The organism is Kitasatospora sp. NPDC002543 (genome assembly GCF_053594915.1).
The window spans coordinates 72,475-92,444 of the sequence record NZ_JBSFWR010000017.1; the positions used below are offsets into that span (position 1 = coordinate 72,475).

General features: G+C 70.9%; 18 protein-coding genes. 4 read left to right on the top strand and 14 right to left on the bottom strand.

What is annotated here, in order from left to right:
- Positions 1-54: 54 nt before the first annotated feature.
- The 4 genes from ACWD4P_RS10625 to ACWD4P_RS10640 form a co-directional block, all read right to left on the bottom strand.
- Positions 55-348 (bottom strand): hypothetical protein, encoded by a 294-nt coding sequence (locus ACWD4P_RS10625; protein WP_449779344.1) that lies wholly within the window; start codon positions 346-348, stop codon positions 55-57.
- Between the two features lie 446 nt (positions 349-794).
- Positions 795-1,097: a hypothetical protein gene (locus ACWD4P_RS10630; protein ID WP_449779345.1), complete on the bottom strand. Its 303-nt coding sequence runs from the start codon at positions 1,095-1,097 to the stop codon at positions 795-797.
- Positions 1,098-1,107: 10 nt separating this feature from the next.
- Entirely contained in the window at positions 1,108-1,578 is a 471-nt protein-coding gene (locus ACWD4P_RS10635; RefSeq protein ID WP_449779346.1) for a hypothetical protein, read from the bottom strand.
- 148 nt (positions 1,579-1,726) lie between these two features.
- The gene (locus ACWD4P_RS10640; RefSeq protein WP_449779347.1) at positions 1,727-2,086 is read right to left on the bottom strand and encodes an ATP-binding protein; all 360 of its coding nucleotides are present in this window, start codon (positions 2,084-2,086) and stop codon (positions 1,727-1,729) included.
- Positions 2,087-2,823: 737 nt separating this feature from the next.
- On the opposite strand from ACWD4P_RS10640, the gene ACWD4P_RS10645 reads away from it, so the two are divergent.
- Complete coding sequence (locus ACWD4P_RS10645) at positions 2,824-3,642, top strand: hypothetical protein (protein ID WP_449779348.1); 819 nt, start codon at positions 2,824-2,826, stop codon at positions 3,640-3,642.
- Between the two features lie 22 nt (positions 3,643-3,664).
- Entirely contained in the window at positions 3,665-4,378 is a 714-nt protein-coding gene (locus ACWD4P_RS10650; protein ID WP_449779349.1) for a creatininase family protein, read from the top strand.
- A 161-nt stretch (positions 4,379-4,539) separates the two neighbouring features.
- Here ACWD4P_RS10650 and ACWD4P_RS10655 read toward each other — a convergent pair whose 3' ends face one another.
- Positions 4,540-5,064, bottom strand: a complete 525-nt coding sequence (locus ACWD4P_RS10655) for an effector-associated constant component EACC1 (protein WP_449779350.1) — start codon at positions 5,062-5,064, stop codon at positions 4,540-4,542.
- Positions 5,065-5,429: 365 nt separating this feature from the next.
- Positions 5,430-7,367 (bottom strand): TIGR03960 family B12-binding radical SAM protein, encoded by a 1,938-nt coding sequence (locus tag ACWD4P_RS10660; protein WP_449779351.1) that lies wholly within the window; start codon positions 7,365-7,367, stop codon positions 5,430-5,432.
- 575 nt (positions 7,368-7,942) lie between these two features.
- On the opposite strand from ACWD4P_RS10660, the gene ACWD4P_RS10665 reads away from it, so the two are divergent.
- Positions 7,943-9,247, top strand: a complete 1,305-nt coding sequence (locus tag ACWD4P_RS10665; RefSeq protein ID WP_359819899.1) for a M14 family zinc carboxypeptidase — start codon at positions 7,943-7,945, stop codon at positions 9,245-9,247.
- Between the two features lie 151 nt (positions 9,248-9,398).
- Here ACWD4P_RS10665 and rodA read toward each other — a convergent pair whose 3' ends face one another.
- From rodA to folC, 8 genes are all read right to left on the bottom strand, one after another.
- Positions 9,399-10,598 (bottom strand): rod shape-determining protein RodA, encoded by a 1,200-nt coding sequence (gene rodA, locus ACWD4P_RS10670; protein WP_359819897.1) that lies wholly within the window; start codon positions 10,596-10,598, stop codon positions 9,399-9,401.
- Positions 10,595-12,913, bottom strand: a complete 2,319-nt coding sequence (gene mrdA / locus ACWD4P_RS10675; protein WP_449779352.1) for a penicillin-binding protein 2 — start codon at positions 12,911-12,913, stop codon at positions 10,595-10,597. The genes rodA and mrdA overlap by 4 nt, the downstream gene beginning before the upstream one ends.
- A gap of 57 nt (positions 12,914-12,970) precedes the next feature.
- On the bottom strand, positions 12,971-13,609 hold the full coding sequence (gene mreD / locus ACWD4P_RS10680) for a rod shape-determining protein MreD (protein WP_359819891.1): 639 nt from the start codon (positions 13,607-13,609) through the stop codon (positions 12,971-12,973).
- 3 nt (positions 13,610-13,612) lie between these two features.
- Positions 13,613-14,578: a rod shape-determining protein MreC gene (mreC, locus tag ACWD4P_RS10685; protein ID WP_359819889.1), complete on the bottom strand. Its 966-nt coding sequence runs from the start codon at positions 14,576-14,578 to the stop codon at positions 13,613-13,615.
- 115 nt (positions 14,579-14,693) lie between these two features.
- A complete protein-coding gene (locus ACWD4P_RS10690) occupies positions 14,694-15,719 on the bottom strand; it encodes a rod shape-determining protein (protein WP_049648984.1) in 1,026 nt (341 codons plus the stop codon).
- A gap of 331 nt (positions 15,720-16,050) precedes the next feature.
- Positions 16,051-16,464, bottom strand: coding sequence for a nucleoside-diphosphate kinase (gene ndk / locus ACWD4P_RS10695; RefSeq protein WP_224277488.1), 414 nt, complete (start codon positions 16,462-16,464; stop codon positions 16,051-16,053).
- A 108-nt stretch (positions 16,465-16,572) separates the two neighbouring features.
- Complete coding sequence (locus ACWD4P_RS10700; RefSeq protein WP_449779353.1) at positions 16,573-16,923, bottom strand: DUF4233 domain-containing protein; 351 nt, start codon at positions 16,921-16,923, stop codon at positions 16,573-16,575.
- Position 16,924: 1 nt separating this feature from the next.
- Positions 16,925-18,316: a bifunctional tetrahydrofolate synthase/dihydrofolate synthase gene (gene folC / locus ACWD4P_RS10705; protein ID WP_449779354.1), complete on the bottom strand. Its 1,392-nt coding sequence runs from the start codon at positions 18,314-18,316 to the stop codon at positions 16,925-16,927.
- A gap of 184 nt (positions 18,317-18,500) precedes the next feature.
- Between folC and ACWD4P_RS10710 the strand changes: the two genes are divergently transcribed.
- Positions 18,501-19,934, top strand: a complete 1,434-nt coding sequence (locus tag ACWD4P_RS10710; protein WP_449779355.1) for a glycosyltransferase family 2 protein — start codon at positions 18,501-18,503, stop codon at positions 19,932-19,934.
- Positions 19,935-19,970 lie beyond the last annotated feature (36 nt).

The window sequence follows — 19,970 nt, forward strand, 5'->3', positions numbered from 1 at the left end:
CGCTTGGACATGTCCAAGCCGGGACGTCCATGCGACGAGATGTCTGCGCCACCGTCAGGCCAAGCGATCTCGAATGCTGGATGCTAGGCAGAGGAGTCCCGTGAGACTCGTCCACCCTTCTGGAACGCCCTCAAGGCGGACCAGTGCCCCGCCCTGAGCATCGGTGTCGGCGATCGCCCGAAGTTGCGAGCGGTCCACACCGCACGCCGCCAGGAGGGAGTTCACCTCGTCCGCCGTCCGTCTCGCGACTCGCCAGCCGGCGGCGTAGTCGACGCCTGGCAGCCACACCCACGAGTCCGGGTCGAGGCTCTCCGCCAACTCCGCACCGAAGTCGTCGTCCTCGTCCAACTGTCCTTCAACTCCCCTGGTCAAGAACCAAACCGGCCATCCGTGCACAGACATGCCGAGGAGCCCGATACCATCGGCACCGGGTTCCGACCCACCGGACCACCCCTGTTCCCGCCAAGGTCTCGGGGTGGTCCGGCACGTCTTCTGTTGTCCCTGGTCAGGTCACGCGCGGTCGCGCGTCGGCTCCTCCCTGCCGAAGATCCGGCTGAACAGTTCCGCCTCGCTCAGACCGGCCAGCGGGTCCTCAACTCCGGTCTCCTCGCGCCAGATACGGCGCATCAGCTGCGCTCGCTGCCCCGCGGCGTAACCCGGCTCGTCGCACCACGCCATCACGTCACGGTGTGCGGCTCGACGCCCCGGCGAGACGGCGCGCACCGGCCAGGAGAACTGGCCGTCCAGAAGCCACCAGGTCGAGACGCAGTCCCGCCAGGCCCTCAGCCGCCGGATCACTGCGGCGCCCCGGGGCCGGCGGGGTAGAGGCGGACCACGGTCGGGGTCAGGTCGAGGAAGGCAAGGGCCCGCACCTCCCCGTGCGTCGCGAGCCGGCGCCCGACCGACGGCACCGCCGACGGCCCGAACAGCTCGGCGAAGTACCCCTGCTGGTCGGGGCTGAGCGGCAAGGCGCCCAACGTGGCCAGCAGCGCGGCCATCGCGTCCGGCAGCCTGTTGAAGCGCGCGGGCGCCGTCACGCCTCGGACTTCCACGATCACCGGGAACGGGTACGGCGTGCCCGCCGAGGTCGTGTGCACGGTGTCTCGGTCATGCCTTCCCCCTCCTCCGTGCGTTGCGCTTGGTCGCCGATCCGTTCGGCGTCCCTTCCACGGCTTCCAGTTCCACTCGCACCCGGACCGAGGGCCAGCCACCGACCCGCTTCACCTCACCGACGTACTCCGCCGAGCCCGCGTACGGCCTGTGCGCGTCCAGCGTCCACTTCAAGTACTCGCGGATCGGCGTGATCACCTCGTCGAGGGTCTTCGGCCAGTCGATGGGGGTCGCAAGTTCCACCGCCTCCAGCAGCGAGACCAGCGACTCCGCGTGCTTCAACGCGCTCTCGGCCGTGGACAGCAACTCGGCGTGGTCCATCTCCGCCAGGGGCACCCCGGTGCGCACCCGCTCCACGGCCCAGTAGGCCTCATCGACCCGCCATTGCCCCAAGCTGAGGGCGATGTGCGGAAACCGGTCGGCGGGGCGCGCAGGAGCGCCCGTGCCCGCATCCACGGGAAGCCCCATCACCCGGACACCTCCCCCGCACGGCGCGGGTGCCACGCGTGGACACGGACCATCCGGCCGTTCACCACGATGACCCGGGTCACCGCCCTCAGCAGCCCCACACCGCAGTAGAAACACCGGGTCTCCGTCGACCCGGGCGCCCGCTTGCTCACGACGCACCGCCTCCCGGGCCCACCAGAGCCCAAACGATCTTCCCGAAACCCTCCGGGCGAGGCACGAAGCCCCACTCCACGGACAGGGCTTCCACCAGGCACAGCCCCCGCCCCGACTCGGCGTCCAGGCCAGCGGACCGCCGGATCACCGGCTTCTCGCTGCTCGCGTCGTGCACCTCCAACCGAAGGTGATCGACCACCATCTCGAAGCGGACGTAGATCCGCCGCCCCTTGGACACCCTGGCGTGCTTCACCGCGTTGCTCACCAACTCGTCGAGCACCACCGCGGCGTCGTGCGCGAGAACACCCCCGCCCGGCACACTGGCTAGGAAGGTGCGAAGGTGCAGCCGGGCCACGCCGGCGGACCTTCGGTGGCGGGTGAGCCTCACCTCGAACGCGGGTATCCCGCCGTCCATCTCAGGCGACTCAGCAGTGCCCTGGGGTTCTCCCAAGCTCATCAAAGCGCACCACCCTCCCGGTGCCCACAGGGACGACCGGACCTCGACAACCCGGCCCTTGCCATCAGGTTGCCGAGAGGGAGTGCGAACTTCGTACCCAAGGTGATTACCCAATGTGGGTAAACTCACAGGTAATCAACTTCCTTGCGGCATCTATTGATCGATAGCGGGGGCTGCGGTGACCGATGCGCGCGTTCCGGACCGGCTCCCGGCCGGCCTGCTCGCCAACCCCGAGATGATCGCGGCATGCCGAAGCCGCGACTTCGCCGCGGTGTTCCGGCTGCTCAAGCTCGCCGGAATCTACCCCTCGCTCATCGCCCGCGCCTGCGACATGACCCCGAGCCGGGTCGGCGAGATCGCCTCCGGGAAGCGCAAGATCGAGAAGATCGACCTCATCGAACGGATCGCGGACGGCCTCCACATCCCCGGACACATGCTCGGGCTGGCCGCCAGGGAGTGGGAACAGGAGACGCCCCTCCCCTCGCCCAGGCGCCGCGTGCCGGAGCCGTCCGCTACCGGGCAGGGCCTCAACTCACCGATCGACCCCGAGTTCTTCGTCAGCCACCTGCGCGGCCTGATGCCCCGGCCACTACCGGGCCGCGAACCTGCTCGGCTCCCGCCACGCGCTCGACGCGGTGACCCGACACGTCCGGTTGCTCGACCGCATTCAGCAAGACGCCGCCGGGCGTGCCCGGGACGATCTCCTCATCATCGGCGCCCGCACCGCGGAGTTCCTGGGCTGGCTCAACCAGGATCTCGGCGACTTCGACCAGGCCCTCTACTGGTCGGACCGCGCCATGGAATGGGCGCAGGAAGCGGGCGATGACGTCATGGCCGCCTACGTGCTCTTCCGGAAGAGCAACCAGGCCACCGCACGGCGCGATGCCCAGAAGGCCATCAGCCTCGCTCGCGCCGCGCAACGAGCCGCCGGCGCCACCCTCCGCATCCGCGCGCTTGCCGCTCAGCAGGAGGCCCAGGGCCACAGCCTCACGGGCAACCAGCGCTTCGCCCAAGCCAAGTTCGACGAGGCCCACGGACTCGCCGCCGAACCGGACGACTCCCACGCGGACGATGCCCTCGATCTGGCGTACTGCACGCCGACGTACATCGAGATGCAGCGCGCGAACTGCCTGCTCGAACTGGGCGACCCGCGAACGGCCGTGGACATGTTCGAGGCCGAGCTCCAGATCCTGCCCTCGATCTACCGCAACGACCAGGGCGTGTACCTCTCCAGGTTGGCGCGCGCCTACGCGGTGTCCGGCGAACCCGAGCAGGCCACCGCAGCGGCAGACCGGGCACTGTCAATCGCCATCGACACCGAGTCCGCCCGAGCCATGTCCGAACTGTCCGCAGCAGGCAGGGCACTCCAGCGGTGGAGAGCCGTACCCGAAGTAGCCACGTTCACTGGCCGCTTGACCCTGATGAGCGGCGGATCCCCTCTCGACCGCCGTTGACCTGATGAGAGAGGCTGGGCCCATGGACGCACTGATCACGGCCGCCACCTCCGCAGACGAACGCCGGCGCGGCGCCAAGGTCGCCGTGCTGCCGGTCGGCAGCTTCGAGCAGCACGGCGATCACCTGCCCCTGACTACCGACACCGTCGTCGCCAGCCTGATCGCCCAGCGGATCGCCACCGACTACGACCTGTTCCTCCTGCCACCCATCACGCTGTCCTGCTCCCACGGGCACGCCCACATGCCGGGCACCGTCAGCATCAGCGCGGCCACGCTCTACGCCGTGATCAACGACACGTGGAAGTCCCTCCGGGCGTCCGGCGTCCCCGGTCTGCTGATCGTGAATGGGCACGGCGGGAACTACGTCCTCTCGAACGTGGTCCAGGAGGCCAACACCGAGGGCCCACGCGTCGCCCTCTTCCCGGTCCGCGAGGACTGGCACCAGGCCCGCGAAGCCGCCGCCCTGGAGAGCAGCGGCGCCGAGGACATGCACGGCGGCGAGTTGGAGGTGTCCCTCCTCCTCCACGGCGCGCCCCACCTCGTCCGCGAAGGCATCGAGGGCGACGACTGCGATGCCCCGGAGCGCCCCCACCTCCTCACTCTGGGCATGGCCGGCTACACCCGGAACGGGATCATCGGCCGCCCGTCCCTCGGCACGGCCGAGAAGGGTAAGGCCATCCTGGAGAGCCTGTCCCGCTCGGCCGCCTCGCACTTGTCACTCATAGGGGGTAGCTGACAGTTACTGGGCGCCACTCGAAGGTGGGGAACTCCAGCAGAGCTGGCTCTGCCGCGCATTGGGGCCTTCTCAGACAGGGTCGAGGTGGGTCCACCCGCATCGCTTCAAGGCCCTGACTCCTATCAAAATGTGACGGCGCCCCTCCTGGCGGGAGCGCCTACTCAGGCTTCAGCTTCAGGGTCGCTCACTTGGACGGATGCTTTGACATCAGGTGCCGTGGCCTGATCTTCGGCCGCAAGCTTGAAGGCCTCGGAAATCAGCTGCTCCTGCACGGCTGGGGTCAGCTGGGAGTCGATCTTGAAGCTACGGCCATCGGGGAGGGTCAGCTCTAGGAGAGTCGGCTTCTTGCGCTCCGCCAACCACTTGACCACGACCGTGCGGATTGTCATCAAGCTGCCACCAGAAGCAAGAACGCTCAGCACCTCCATGACATCCATAGAGGGGTATACGCCTGCAACGCGAAGCTTTCGAAGGATGTCGTCCATCCGCTTGTCGACAACCTCAACCCTGCACCGGACCCCATCCAGGTCATGACACGAAAGCAGTAGCTGGGCGTTCAGGTCCCGCAAGGCAACGTACTCGCTCTCGTCATTGCCAACACGGATCTGGATGTTCCAGTGCATGCGCCCCCCCACAGATAGCTGGTCTGAGCCTGAGTATGCCCCCAGAGCGGTGACTTCGGTCATGTTGCCCAATGCAGCCAGCTTCAGACCCGACGCACTTGCCACCGCTGAGCCCGTGCAGGCTCGACGCGGCAAATCACAAGCCCGCCCAATGCAGGAGCCCTCCCCAGACAAATCGGGGAGGGCTCTACGCGTGGCCTCAGAGCCTCAGACCCACTCGATCGAGGACTCGATGCCCGGGGCACTCCGGGCGGCGGGCAGAGGGGTCCTCCGGCCGCCTTGCCGGGCCTCCCGGGAGGAGCTGGAAGACCCGTCCGGGGCGCGGCTCAGGCCGAGCGCGCCCAGGACGAGCTCCCGCTCACCCTCCGAGAGGCTGTGAAGTAGGTCACACAGCTCGCTCGCCGTGTCACCCACGCCACCATGCATTCCTACTGGCCAGGGCCGTTGACGACCGTCAGCGGGAGCAGCTTCTTGCCCGTCGGGCCGATTTGTATGGCCGTGTCCATCTGGGGACACACGCCGCAGTCGAAGCACGGGGTCCAGCGGCAGTCGTCGACCTCGACCTCCTCCAGGGCGTCCTGCCAGTCCTCCCAGAGCCAGTCCTTGTCGAGGCCGCTGTCCAGGTGGTCCCAGGGCAGCACCTCCTCGTAGGTGCGCTCGCGGGTGGTGTACCAGTCGACGTCGACGCCGGTGCCGGCCAGGCCCTTCTCGGCGCAGAGCATCCAGCGGTCGTACGAGAAGTACTCGCGCCAGCCGTCGAAGCGGCCGCCGTCCTCGTAGACCGCGCGGATGATCGCGCCGACCCGGCGGTCGCCGCGCGAGAGCAGGCCCTCGACGATGCCCGGCTTGCCGTCGTGGTAGCGGTAGCCGATGTTCTTGCCGTACTTGCGGTCGCCGCGGATCGAGTCGCGCAGCTTGGCGAGGCGGGCGTCGGTGTCCTCGGCGGACAGCTGCGGGGCCCACTGGAACGGGGTGTGCGGCTTGGGCACGAACCCGCCGATGGAGACGGTGCAGCGGATGTCGTTCTGGCCGGTGACCTCGCGGCCCTTCTGGATGACGTTCTTCGCCATCTCGCCGATCTGGAGCACGTCCTCGTCGGTCTCGGTGGGCAGGCCGCACATGAAGTACAGCTTCACCTGGCGCCAGCCGTTGCCGTAGGCGGTGGCGACGGTGCGGATCAGGTCCTCCTCCGACACCATCTTGTTGATCACCTTGCGCATGCGCTCGCTGCCGCCCTCGGGGGCGAAGGTGAGGCCCGAGCGGCGCCCGTTGCGGGACAGCTCGTTGGCGAGGTCGATGTTGAAGGCGTCGACGCGGGTGGACGGCAGCGACAGGCCGATCTTGTCCTCGGTGTAGCGGTCCGCGAGGCCCTTGGCGATGTCACCGATCTCGGTGTGGTCGGCGCTGGACAGCGACAGCAGGCCGACCTCCTCGAAGCCGGTCGCCTTCAGCCCGCGCTCCACCATCTCGCCGATGCCGGTGATGCTTCGCTCCCGCACGGGGCGCGTGATCATGCCGGCCTGGCAGAAGCGGCAGCCGCGGGTGCAGCCGCGGAAGATCTCCACGGACATCCGCTCGTGCACCGTCTCGGCGAGCGGGACCAGCGGCTGCTTCGGGTACGGCCACTCGTCGAGGTCCATCACGGTGTGCTTGGACACCCGCCACGGCACGCCCGGGGCGTTCGGCACGATGCGGCCGATCCGGCCGTCGGCCAGGTACTCCACGTCGTAGTACTTCGGGACGTACACCCCGCCGGTACGGGCCAGGCGCAGCAGCAGTTCGTCCCGGCCGCCGGGGCGGCCCTCGGCCTTCCAGGCGCGGATGATCTCCGTGATGTCGAGGACGGCCTGCTCGCCGTCGCCGACCACGGCGCAGTCGATGAAGTCCGCGATCGGCTCCGGGTTGAAGGCCGCGTGGCCGCCGGCGAGGACGATCGGGTCGTCGTCGGTGCGTTCCCGGGACTCCAGCGGGATGCCCGCCAGGTCGAGCGCGGTCAGCATGTTGGTGTAGCCGAGCTCGGTGGAGAAGGACAGCCCGAACACGTCGAAGGCCTTCACCGGTCGGTGGGCGTCCACGGTGAACTGCGGGACGCCGTGCTCGCGCATCAGCGCTTCGAGGTCCGGCCAGACGCTGTAGGTGCGCTCGGCGAGGACGCCCTCGCGCTCGTTGAGCACCTCGTACAGGATCATGACGCCCTGGTTGGGCAGGCCCACCTCGTAGGCGTCGGGGTACATCAGTGCCCAACGGACGTCGCAGGCGTCCCAGTCCTTGACGGTCGAGTTCAGCTCGCCGCCGACGTACTGGATCGGCTTCTGGACGTGCGGGAGGAGGGCCTCCAGGCGTGGGAAGACCGATTCGACAGTCATGTACTAGGAACCCTTACGACGTGATTCGGTGCCGCGGTCCGGCACGGGAGGGGTGACCCTCAAGGGTAGCCCAATCCGGGGAACGGGCTGTCTGCCCCGGATCACGGGCCGTCCGCGCTCCGGCGCGCCCCCGGACGGCCGCGGCCTTCCCGTTCCCGCCGGTGTCCGCCACCGGTCCTGGCCGTCCGCCCGCACCCGCTGGTGCCCGCCCCGGCACGCGCGGTGCGCGCCCGACGGCCGGTGCAGTCCGCCGTTGACACGCCCGGACGGGCCGTGCGGTACTGACAGGGCTCCGCCAAAGAGATCTGCACCCCTTCCGGACAAGGAAGTTGAGTCGTACGCTCGGCCCTCGCCGGTTTTTCCGGCCGGCGTTCCTCTCCCTCCCACGGGCCGCCCCGGTACGGCCCCGTCCGTCTCCGCCAGGCCCCGCCCCGGCCCCGCGCGGCCGCCGTCCCGGCCCGCGGATGCCACGCCCCGCCCCTTCACCCGTCCCCGTCCCCCGCCCGCACGCCGTGCCCGGCGGCGCACCCGCACGCCCGCGCCCCGGCGGCCGTACGACCGGCGCAAGGAGAACCATGACCGACACCGGTCGGAGGATCCGCCCGCTCCGGACCCTCGACACCCGGCCGGCCCGCTACCCCACTCCGGCCCAGGCGGAGTCCGCCGCACGGCGGCTCGCCCTGCGGCACCCGGACCGCTGCCGGCTGCGCGAGGTGGGCCGCTCCCGGGCCGGACGCCCGCTGCTGCTGCTCTCCGTGGACCGCGGGCCGCGCGCCGTGCTGGTGGTCGGCGGCCCGCACCCCAACGAGCCGGTCGGCACCGCCGGGGCCGTCCGGCTCGCCGAGGTGCTGCTGGACCACCCCGCCCGCCCTGGGCTCTCCTGGCACCTGCTGCTCTGCCTCGACCCGGACGGCGCCGCGCTCAACTCCGGCTGGCTGGACGGCCCGCTCACCATGCGGCGCCACTACGAGCACTTCTTCCGCCCCTCCTTCGAGGAGCAGCCCGAGCTGCTGCCCGCCCCCGGCTCCGGCCGCCCGCCGATGCCGGAGAGCGTGGCGCTGACCGGGCTGATCGACGAGCTGCGCCCTTTTCTTCAGTGCTCGTTGCACGGGGTGGACTTCGGCGGCGCGTTCGCCCAGCTCACGCGTCCCGTCCTGGGGCTGGCCGGGCGCTTCGCCCGCTCCGCGCAGCGGGCTGGCGTCCCGCTCGACGTGGACTCCTACGACGCGATCGGCTGGGCCAGCCCGGACCCTGGCACCTATCTGATGCCGGCCCCGGGCACCGGGGGCTCCCTGGCCCTGCCGGACGAGCCCGAGCTGTCCACCTGGTCGTACGCGGCCCGGTACGGCGCGGTCACCGCGGTGCTGGAGGTCCCGATGTGGGCCGTGGACGCGGTCGGTGACGCCCGCCCCCACCCGGCCGGCCGGCGGGCCCTCGCGGATGCCGCCCGCGACCTCACGCTGGGCGCCGAGGAGCTCGCCGGACTGCTTCCGGGCGTCCCGGCGCACGGCCACGAGGCGTACGGCCACGAGGCGTACGGCGCGCTGCTGCGCACCGCGGAGTCCAGTCTGGCGGTCGCCCCGCGGGTGGCCGAGGAGTGGCTGGAGCGCTGGGGCGCCGAGCCGCTCACGACCTCCCGGGTGACCACCGCGGGGCTGGTCGCGGCGCGGGTGCCGCTGCGGGTGGCGTCGGTCCTGCTGCGGCTGCTGGCCGACGCCCGCGGCCCGGCCGCCGAGGCCGCCCGCGAGCGTGCCCGCGCGGTCGTCGCCGACAGCCTCGACCGGTTGCGCCGGCACTTCGGCGTCCGCTGGGTCCCGGTCCAGGAGCAGCTCGCGCACCAGACCCGCGCCGTCCTCGCCACCGCCGACTGCCTGCTCTGACCGGGCCCGGCCGGACGAAGGCCGACGACCGTCAGCAGGACGGGAGTCGGCGAACACTTCGACCGGCCCGGCGGGCGCCGACCGGCCCGGGAACGGCGGCGGGGCCGGCCCGGGAGATCCCGGACCGGCCCCGCCGCACCGCGCCGCGCGCTCAGGCCGCTATCGGCCGCTGGCTCCGCACCGCCTGGAGCAGCCCGATGGCGATCCAGTTCGCGAACATCGAGGAGCCGCCGTACGAGACGAACGGCAGCGGGATGCCCGCGACCGGCATGATGCCCAGGCACATCCCTATGTTCTCGAAGGCCTGGAAGGACAGCCAGGCGATGACCCCGGCCGCGACGATCGTGCCGTACAGGTCGGTCGCCTGCCGGGCGATCCGGCAGGCCCGCCAGAGGACCACCCCGACCAGCGCGATGATCGCCAGCGCGCCGATGAAGCCCAGTTCCTCACCGGCCACGGTGAACACGAAGTCGGTCTGCTGCTCCGGCACGAACTGTCCGACGGTCTGGGTGCCGTGGAACAGCCCCTTGCCGGTCAGCCCGCCCGAGCCGATCGCGATCCGGGCCTGCGCGGTGTTGTAGCCGACGCCGTTCGGGTCGAGCTGCGGGTTGGCGAAGGCGGCGAAGCGGTCGATCTGGTACTGGCTCAGCAGCCCGAACTTCCAGATCGCCACGCACCCGGCGGTGCCCGCGACCAGCAGCCCGAGCACCCAGCGGTTGGCCGCGCCGGAGCCGAGCAGGATGCCCAGCACGATCGCGGCCATCACCATGACCGAGCCGGCGTCCGGCATCAGCAGCACTATGCCCATCGGCAGCCCGGCCCAGATCAGCCCCCGGAACACCGCCCGGTGCGAGGGGAACTCCCGCTCCCCCGCGTCCACCTGGTCGGACAGCACGACCGCCATCGCCAGCACGATCGAGAGCTTCGCGAACTCGGCGGGCTGGATCGAGAAGCCGCCGCCGAGCTGGATCCACGAGTGCGCGCCGTTGATGGTCGAGCCCAGCGGGCTGAGCGTGGCCAGCAGCATGAGGATCACGCCGACGTACAGGAACGGCACGATCGTGCGGAAGCGCCGGCTCCCTATCGCTATCACCACGGAGCACAGCACCAGCCCGACCACGAAGTTGGTCAGGTGCCGGTACAGGAAGTACTGCGGGTCCCCGTGGGTCAGCGAGTCGCGTCCGCGGGTGGCCGACCAGACCAGCAGCGAGCTGCCGGCCGACAGGGCCAGCGCGGCCACCAGCAGTATCCAGTCCAGCCGCCAGAGCGGGGAGTCCTTGGCCAGGGCCTTGGAGACCCCGCGGCGCTGCGGGGCCAGCCGCAGCTGCCGGTACGAGCCGTAGGAGGTCATGCCCGTCCCCTTCCCGGTCCGCGCGAGGGTTCGAGCGCGGCGTCGGCCGCGGTGTACGACGCCGGGCGGTCGGCCGGCGGCGTCTCGTCGAGGAAGGCCGAGGCCGGGGCCGGCTGCGCCGCGGCCGTGTCGAGCAGCGCCGGGGCCGGCACGGCGGCCTGGGCCTGCGCCGGAGCCAGGGCCTGGGCGCCCGGCGCCTGGTCGACGCCGTAGGCGACCGGCTTGATGATCGCGGTGCCGTCCGGGTTGAACTTCGGCAGCTCGGCCTGCGGCGCCGGCAGCAGCGCCTTGCCGTTGTCGATGGCGCCCTTGTCGTCGACGCCGTACAGCGCCTGGTAGATCCGGCGGATGGCGTCACCGGAACCGCCGGAGCCGGTGCCGCCCTGGCTGATCGTCATGACGACCGCGTAGTCCTTGCTGTACGTGGTCAGCCAGGAGGTGGTCTGCTTGCCCTCGACCTCGGCGGTGCCGGTCTTGGCGTGCAGCGTGATCTTGTCCTGCGGCCAGCCGTTGAACTTCCAGGCGGCGGTACCGGTCTTGATGACGCTCTCGGTGGCCTGGTCGATGTAGCTGAGCAGCTTCTGGTCGCCGGGGAACTTGGCGTCCTCGTGCGGGGGGATCTCGCGGACGAGGTCGCCGCCGGGGCTTATCACGGCCTTGGCGACGGTCGGCCGGTAGAAGGTGCCGCCGTTGGCCAGCGCCGAGTAGATCCGGGCCATCTGGACCGGGGTGACGAGGGTGTCGCCCTGGCCGATCGCGAAGTTGACGGCGTCACCGGCGCGCATCTGGTAGCCGTCGACGCAGTTCTCCCGGGCGATCTGGTCGGAGTAGCTGTTGCCGCCCTTCTGCCCCTGCGCGCACCAGGCGTCCTTGTTGTTGTCGTAGAAGGACTGCTTCCACTGCCGGTCGGGCACCCGGCCGGGCACCTCGGACGGCAGGTCGATGCCGGTCTTGGCGCCGAGGCCGAACTCGTGGGCGGTCTTGAAGAACCAGTCGCCCGGGTCCTTCTTGGGCTTGATGCCGCCGTCCTTCAGCCACTGGTCGTACGCCAGGCCGTAGAAGACGGTGTCGCAGGAGACCTCCAGCGCCTTCTCCAGGGAGATCTGGCCGAAGTTCTCGCTCTCGAAGTTCTTGAACTCGCGGCCGCCGATGGTCATGCTCTTCGGGCAGTCGTAGCGGCCGTCCAGCGAGTAGCCGGCCTGCACGGCGGCGGTGGTGGAGATGACCTTGAAGGTCGAACCGGGGGCGGACTGGCCCTGTATGGCCCGGTTGAGCAGCGGGAAGTTGGACTCCTTGCTGGTCAGCGACTGGTAGTCCTTGCCGCTGATGCCGCCCACCCAGAGGTTGGGGTCGTAGGTGGGGGCGCTCGCCATCGCGACGATCCGCCCGGTGTGCACGTCCATCACCACGGCGGCACCGGAGTCGGCCTCGTAGTTGCGGTTGGTGACCTTGTCGAAGGTGTTCCGGGCGTCGTTCATGGCCTGCGCCAGGTTGTCCTCGACGACCTTCTGCACCCGGGCGTCGATGCTGGTGACCAGGTTGTCGCCGGTCTGCGGGGCGACGGTGCCGGCGTTGCCGATCACCCGGCCGAGGTTGTCCACCTCCAGCTTGGTGATGCCCGCGGTGCCGCGCAGGTCGCGGTCGTACACCGACTCCAGGCCGGCCCGCCCGATCTGGTCGGCCGGCAGGTAGCGGTCCAGGCCGCTCTTGCCGGCGGTCTTGCTGACCTCCTCGTCGGTGACCGGCGAGAGGTAGCCGAGCACCTGGGCCATGTTGGCGCCCTCGGCGCCGGTGTAGCGGCGCACGGCGGTGGGCTGCGCGGTGACCCCGGGGAAGTCCTCGCGGCGCTCCATTATCTGCATCGCCTGCTGGGTGGTCGCTTCCTTGGTGACCGGGATCGGCTGGTACGGCGAACCGTTCCAGCAGGGCTGCGGGGTCTTGGCGTCGCAGAGCCGGACCTTCTCCTGCACGTCCTTGGCGGGCATCCCCAGCACCTCGGCCAGCCGGGCCAGCACGGCCTTGCCGCCGTCCTTCTGCTGGAGCAGCGAGGTGCGGCTGACCGAGACGACCAGCCGGGTCTCGTTGCCGGCCAGCACCCGCCCGGAGGCGTCCAGGATCTCGCCGCGGACGGCCGGTTCGACCACCTCGCGGATGTGGTTGCCGGTCGCCTTCGCGGTGTACTCCTTGGCGTTGCGGATCTGCAGGTACCACAGCCGCCCGCCGAGGGTGGCGAGCAGCGACAGCACCAGGATCTGCAGCACCACCAGACGGATCGTCACCCGTCGGGTGCGTCCGGTCTCGGGGATGTTGCTCACGTCTCGTGCGCTCCAGGATGCGGGGAGGTCGGGTGGTCGGGGCCGGGGCCGGGCCGGTTACGGGCGGCGGGCGAAGCCGGGCACGCGCCGCTTCTTGTACGACGGGCCGGACGAGGCGTCGCGGGTGGTGCGGTAGCGGGACAGCGTGCCGAGGCCGGAGCCGCCCTCGTCGTCGTCCGCGGCGGCCACCGGGTCGCGGCCGAATCGGCGGCCGAGGTACATCACCAGCGGCACCACGAAGGGCGCCAGCAGCAGGTCGTAGAGCAGGGCGCTGATCACCAGTCCGCCGAGGCCGACGTGCCGGGCCGCGGTGTCGCCGACCAGGGCGCCGACCATCGCGTAGAGCAGGGTGGAGGCGATCGCGGCGGCGCCGACGACGACGAGCGAGCCGGCCACGGAGCGCTGGCGGCCGTGGTCGGGGCGCAGCAGTCCGGCGGCGTAGCCCATCAGGCAGAGCACCAGCGCGTAGCGGCCGATGGCGTGGTCGGAGGGCGGCGCGAGGTCGGCGAGCAGGCCTCCGGCGAAGCCGACCAGGCAGCCGCCGGTGGGCCCGTAGACCATGGCCAGGCCGACCACGACGAGCAGCAGTATGTCCGGGGTGGCTCCCGGGAGCTGGAGCCGGCCGAACACGCTGACCTGGAGGATCAGGCCGAACAGGACGAGGCCGGCGGAGACGGGGATGCGGGCGAGGCGCATGGCTCAGTTCCCCCCAGTGGGCTTGGCGGGCGGGGCGGCGGGCGCGACGGCCGGGACCTGGCCGGGCGCGGTGGCCGGACCGGGCGCGGTGGCGGGCTGGCCCGCGGCGGGCGCCGGCGGCAGGATGGCGTCGCGCGGGTCGGTGCGCGGCGGCACGACCACCACGCCGACCAGGTCCAGCCGGGTGAACTGGACGAAGGGCTCGACCAGGACGGTCTTGGTCAGCTGGCCGGCGTTGGCCTGGACCTCGACGACCTTGCCGACCGGGACGCCGGGCACGAACGGGCGGCCGCTCTGCGAGCCGAAGGTGACCAGCCGGTCGCCGGCCTTGACCTGGGCCTTGCCGTTGAGCAGGGAGACCTTCATCGGGCTGTCGCCGCCGCCGGAGGCGAAGCCGATCTCGTCGCTGCCCTCCAGCCGGGTGCCGGCGGAGAAGCCGGGGTCGGAGGCGAGCAGCACGGTGGCGGTGGTGGGGGCGACGGTGGTGATCCGGCCGACCAGGCCCTGACCGTTGATCACCGTCATGTCGCGGGTGAGGCCGTCGTCGCTGCCGGCGTCGATGGTGATGGTCCAGGAGAAGCCCTGGGCCGGGCCGATCGCGATGACCTGGGCGGCCTTGACGGTGTAGCCGCCGGATCCGGCGGTGCGCAGCAGTTCGTCCAGCTGCTTGGTGCGGCCGGTCGCCATGTCGGAGGAGGCGAGCTTCTGCCGCAGCTCGGTGTTCTCGCGGGCGAGCTGGTCGGTGCGGCCGCTGTCGGTGGCCGCGTCGCGGAAGGCGCGGACGGTGTCGGCGACCGGGTCGACGACGGTGGCGGCTCCGCGTTCGACCGGTCCGAGGACACTGGCGGCGGCGTGCCGGGCCGGGCCGAGCGGGGAGTCCTCACCGCCCTTGATGTCCACGGTGATCAGCGCGAAGGCGACGGCCACCAGCAGGATCAGCAGCAGCCGGCTCTCTCGTGTGTCCCTCACGGTGCTGGTACTGCCCCTTCGTACCCGGCCGCCGCCCGGGGCTGTGGGGCCCGGGCGGCGGCCCGTTCAGTCGAGTGTCGGATGTGGCGCGTGGTACCGGTGGTGCGGCGATCTGTCAACGACGCGGTGAGGCGTCGAGTACCTGCTGGAGTGCCTCGAACTCCTCGACGCACTTGCCGGAGCCGAGTGCGACGGAGTCCAGCGGGTTCTCCGCGATGTGGATCGGCATGCCGGTCTCGCGGCGCAGCCGCTCGTCCAGGCCGCGCAGCAGGGCGCCGCCGCCGGTGAGCACGATGCCCCGGTCCATGACGTCGCCGGCCAGCTCGGGCGGGCACTGGTCGAGGGTGGTCTTGACCGCGTCGATGATCGCGTTGACCGGCTCGTCGATGGCCTCGCGGACCTCGGCGGCGGAGATGACCACGGTCTTGGGCAGGCCGCTGACGAGGTCGCGGCCGCGGATCTCGGCGTGCTCGTCCTTCTCGCCCTCCAGGCCGAAGGCGCTGCCGATGCTCATCTTGATCTGTTCGGCGCTGCGCTCGCCGAGGAGCAGCGAGTACTCCTTCTTGATGTGCTGGACGATCGCGTTGTCCAGCTCGTCGCCGGCCACCCGGATGGACTGGGCGGTGACGATGCCGCCGAGGGAGATCACGGCGACCTCGGTGGTGCCGCCGCCGATGTCGACGACCATGTTGCCGGTGGCCTCGTGGACGGGCAGGCCGGCGCCGATCGCGGCGGCCATCGGTTCCTCGATGATGTGCACCTGGCGGGCGCCCGCCTGGGAGGAGGCCTCGATGACGGCGCGGCGCTCGACGCCGGTGATGCCGGAGGGCACGCAGACCACGACGCGGGGGCGGGCCAGGTAGCGGCGGCGGTGGATCTTGAGGATGAAGTAGCGCAGCATCCGCTCGGTGATCTCGAAGTCGGCGATCACGCCGTCCTTGAGCGGGCGGATGGCGACGATGTTGCCCGGGGTGCGGCCGATCATCTTCTTGGCCTCGGCGCCGACGGCCAGGATTCCGCCGGTGTTGGTGTTCACCGCGACGACGGACGGCTCGTTCAGAACGATGCCCTTGCCCCTGACGTACACCAGCGTATTGGCTGTTCCGAGGTCGATCGCCAAGTCGCGGCCGATGAACGACAGGTTGCTCGCCATGGGGTGTGGGTGCCTTCCCGGGCTCGGAGTTCATGGGGGGTGGACGAATGCGTGCGCCCACGCTCGGGCGGAGACCAGCTGAGCTGCCTTACCGGGCCCTTGAGTCGCGTCCATCGTAGTCACGCCGCACGGTACGGACGTCGACGTGGGGCATACCGTCCATTGTCCGGGGCGTGATCGCATCTCCGAGGATTGGGACGCCGTGTCGGCGCCGCCAGTTCCCTATTTCACGATAAGAATGCCCCGGCCGGGCCAATGGTCCCGACCGGGGCGGTACGAACGTCCCCCCGGGCGTGTCGCCCGGGTCCTGCTCGCCGGATCAGGCGTGCGCGGGGAAGAAGATCTTGATCTCGCGCTCGGCCGACTCCGGCGAGTCGGAGGCGTGGATCAGGTTCTCGCGGGTGATCGTCGCGTAGTCGCCGCGGATGGTGCCGGCCCCGGCCTCCAGCGGGTTGGTGGCGCCGGCCAGCATGCGGATGCCCTTGACGACCTCCTCGCCCTCGACGATCAGCGCGATCGACGGGCCGGAGGTCATGAACTCCAGCAGCGGCTCGTAGAACGGGCGGCCCACGTGCTCCGCGTAGTGCTGCTCCAGCGTCGCCCGGTCGAAGGTGCGCAGCTCGATGGCGGCGAACCGCCAGCCGGCCTTGCGCTCGATGCGGCTGATGATCTCGCCGGCCAGGCCGCGGCGGACGGCGTCGGGCTTGAGCAGGACGAGAGTGCGCTGGGACACGGTGCGTCTCCTGGGGATTCGGTTCGGCAGACAGTCGGGTCGACAAGCGGTGCCGACAGGGCAGAGATTACCTTGCGTACACGGCGTGTCGGTCGGCCGGTCCGGGCCTCAGGCCTGTACTGCGGCGGCCTCGGCGGCGGCCCTGGCGGCCTTGAAGTCGTCCACCTTGCGGCCGTAGTGCACCGAGCACCACCACAGGCCGGCGAAGACCACGCCGAGGCCGAACATGGTCGGCAGGACGAAGCCGGCGGCGATCAGACCGATCTGCAGCGCCCAGCCGATCTGCACCGCGCCGGGGCGGTTGATCATGCCGCAGAGCAGGATGCACAGGGCCATCGCGATGCCGCTGACCGTCCAGATCTCCGCGTTGGAGACGTCGGAGAGCCGCATCGCGACCAGCGCCGCGAACATGATCAGCAACGCCTCGCCGATCAGCGTCGAGGAGCAGAGCGTCCTCATGTCACTTCCTCCCGAGCAGCAGGCGGGCCTCGCCCACCGTGATGACCGAACCGGTGACCAGCACCCCGGCGCCGCCGAGGTCGCCCTCCTCCTCGGCGAGGGTGACGGCGGCGGCGATGGCGTCGTCGAGCCGGGGCTCGACCTGGACGCGGTCCGCGCCGAAGACCTCGACGGCCAGGGCGGCGAGCGCGTCGACGTCCATCGCGCGGTGGGTGGAGTTCCGGGTGATGACGACCTCGGCCAGGATCGGCTCGAAGGCCTCCAGCACGCCGGCCACGTCCTTGTCGCCGGAGGTGCCGATCACGCCGACGAGCCGGGTGAAGCCGAAGGACTCGGTGAGCGCGGCCACGGTGGCGCGGGCGCCGTGCGGGTTGTGCGCGGCGTCCAGGACGATCGTGGGGCTGCGGCGGACGACCTCCAGGCGGCCCGGCGAGGAGACGCCGGAGAAGGCCTGGCGGATCTTCTCCACGTCCAGCTGCCCGCCGCGCGCGCCGCCGACGCCGAAGAAGGCCTCGACCGCGGCCAGGGCGAGCGCCGCGTTGTGCGCCTGGTACTCGCCGTGCAGCGGGATGAAGACGTCCTCGTACTCCTCGCCGCCGAGTCCGCGCAGCGTCACCAGCTGGCCGCCGACGGCGAGTTCGCGGCGGATGACGCCGAACTCCATGCCCTCGCGGGCGACCGTGGCGTCCACCTCGACGGCGCGGCGCAGGATGGTCTGGGCGGCGTCCAGCTGCTGCTGGGCGACGACCGCCACGGCGCCGGACTTGATGATCCCGGACTTCTCGACCGCGATCTCGCCGGTGGTCCCGCCGAGCTTGTCGGTGTGGTCCAGCCCGATCGGGGTGATCACCGAGACGGCGGCGTCGATGACGTTGGTGGCGTCCCAGGAGCCGCCCATGCCGACCTCGACCACGGCGACGTCCACCGGGGCGTCGGCGAAGGCCGCGTAGGCCATGCCGGTCAGCACCTCGAAGAAGGACATCGGCACCGGCTGCGCCGCGTCGACCATCCGCACGTAGGGCTCGATGTCGCGGTAGACCTCGACGAAGCGCTCGGGGGTGATCGGGGCGCCGTCCAGGCTGATCCGCTCGGTCACGGACTCCACGTGCGGGCTGGTGTAGCGGCCGGTGCGCAGCTCGAAGGTGTTGAGCAGCTGCTCGATCATCCGGGCGGTGGAGGTCTTGCCGTTGGTGCCGGTGATGTGGATGGAGGGGAAGGACCGCTGGGGCTGGCCCAGGATGTCCATCAGGGCCTCGATCCGGTCGAGCGAGGGCTCCAGCTTGTTCTCCGGCCAGCGGTTGGAGAGCTCCACCTCGACGTCGCGCAGGGCGTCGCCGGTGCCGCCGTCGGCGGGGCGGATGGTGTACGGGTTCGGGTCGGCCTTGTCGCTCACGACCACAGTCTACGGAGCTTCGGCGGGTCCTCTTCACGGGGTGAGAACAACCACTTTGCCCGTTCTTTCCCATGATCATCTAGTTTCGCCCCTTTACTATTGATTTAGCGATCTGAACCGCAATGAAGCATCGATTCGCAGCTAATAGGAGCCATCAACCTTTGATCACGAGGAGCACTGCGCCATGCCCGACGCCCTGCACGAATGGATCGTGCTCCGCCAGGACGCCGTCGTCCTCGTCGCCGGACTGATCTCCCTGGCACTCGTCGGCTACATGGCCCTCGTCTTCGGACGCTTCCTCGTGTACTGGGCCGGCTCCCGGCACGCCTTCCGGCACAGCCGCCCCGCCGAGCCCGGCGACCCCGCCTCCTTCCAGTGGCACCTGGTGATCCCCTGCCGCGACGAGGAGGCCGTGGTCACCCAGACCCTGGACGGGCTGCGCGCCGGCGCGCCCGAGGCCCACCTCTGGGTGATCGACGACGACAGCGAGGACGCCACCCGCGAACTCGTGCTCGCCGCCGCGGCCCACGACCCGCGGATCCACCTGGTCCAGCGCCGCCGCCCGCACGCCCGGATCGGCAAGGGCGCCGCCCTCAACGCCGCCTACCGGGAGATCTCCGCCTGGCTGCCCGAGGGCACCGACCGCGCCCGGGTGGTGATCGGCGTGGTCGACGCCGACGGGCAGCTCGACCCCGGCACCCTCGCCCAGGTCTGCAACGCCAAGGCGCTCGGCCGCCCCGACACCGGCGCCGTCCAGATCGGCGTCCGGATGCGCAACGCCGACGACGAGCTCCCGCTGCCCGGCCGCGGCCGGGCAGCCAACGCCCTGGCCCGCGCCCTGGTGCGGATGCAGGACGTCGAGTTCCAGGCCACCAACACCGGCATGCAGCTGCTGCGCCGCCGCACCGGCAGCGTCGGCCTCGGCGGCAACGGCCAGTTCGTCCGGCTCACCGCCCTCGACTCGCTGACCGCCGAGGAGGGCCGGGCCGGCCGCCCCTGGCCCGAGCGCGCCCTGCTGGAGGACTACGAGTCCGGCCTCGACCTGCGCCTGGCCGGCTGGCGGCTCACCCACGTCACCGAGGTCCAGGTCTCCCAGGAGGGACTGATCTCACTGCGCCGTTTCCTCACCCAGCGCACCCGCTGGGCCCAGGGCAACATGCAGTGCCTGCGCTACACCGGCCGGGTGCTGCGCTCGCCGCACTACACCCCCTTCGGCAAGGCCGAGGTGGTGTACACCTTCCTCCAGCCGGTGGTCTGCGTGCTGCTGGTGCTGCTCTTCCCCGTCTCGCTCGGGATCACCGGCGCCGGTCTGGTGCTCTTCCCGGAGGAGACCGCCGAGTTCCAGCTCAGGTTCGGTCCGTGGATGCTGCTCGTCCTCGTGCTCGCCACGCTGCCGATGGTGTACTGGGGCTTCGCCTACCGCAGGACCGTCCACCCCGACCGCGGCCGGCTCACCGGCCTGCTCTGGGGCCTCCTGGTCTGGCTCTACGCCTACCACCTGTTCGTGGTCGCCACCCGGGCCGCCGTCCGGATGCTGCTCGGCCGCAACGGCTGGGCCAAGACCCGCCGCAACGCCGAGAAGGTCGCCCTCGGCGCCCCCACCGCGCTCGAGTCCTGAGCCCCCACACCTCCTCTCCGCCCCACCTCCCGACCG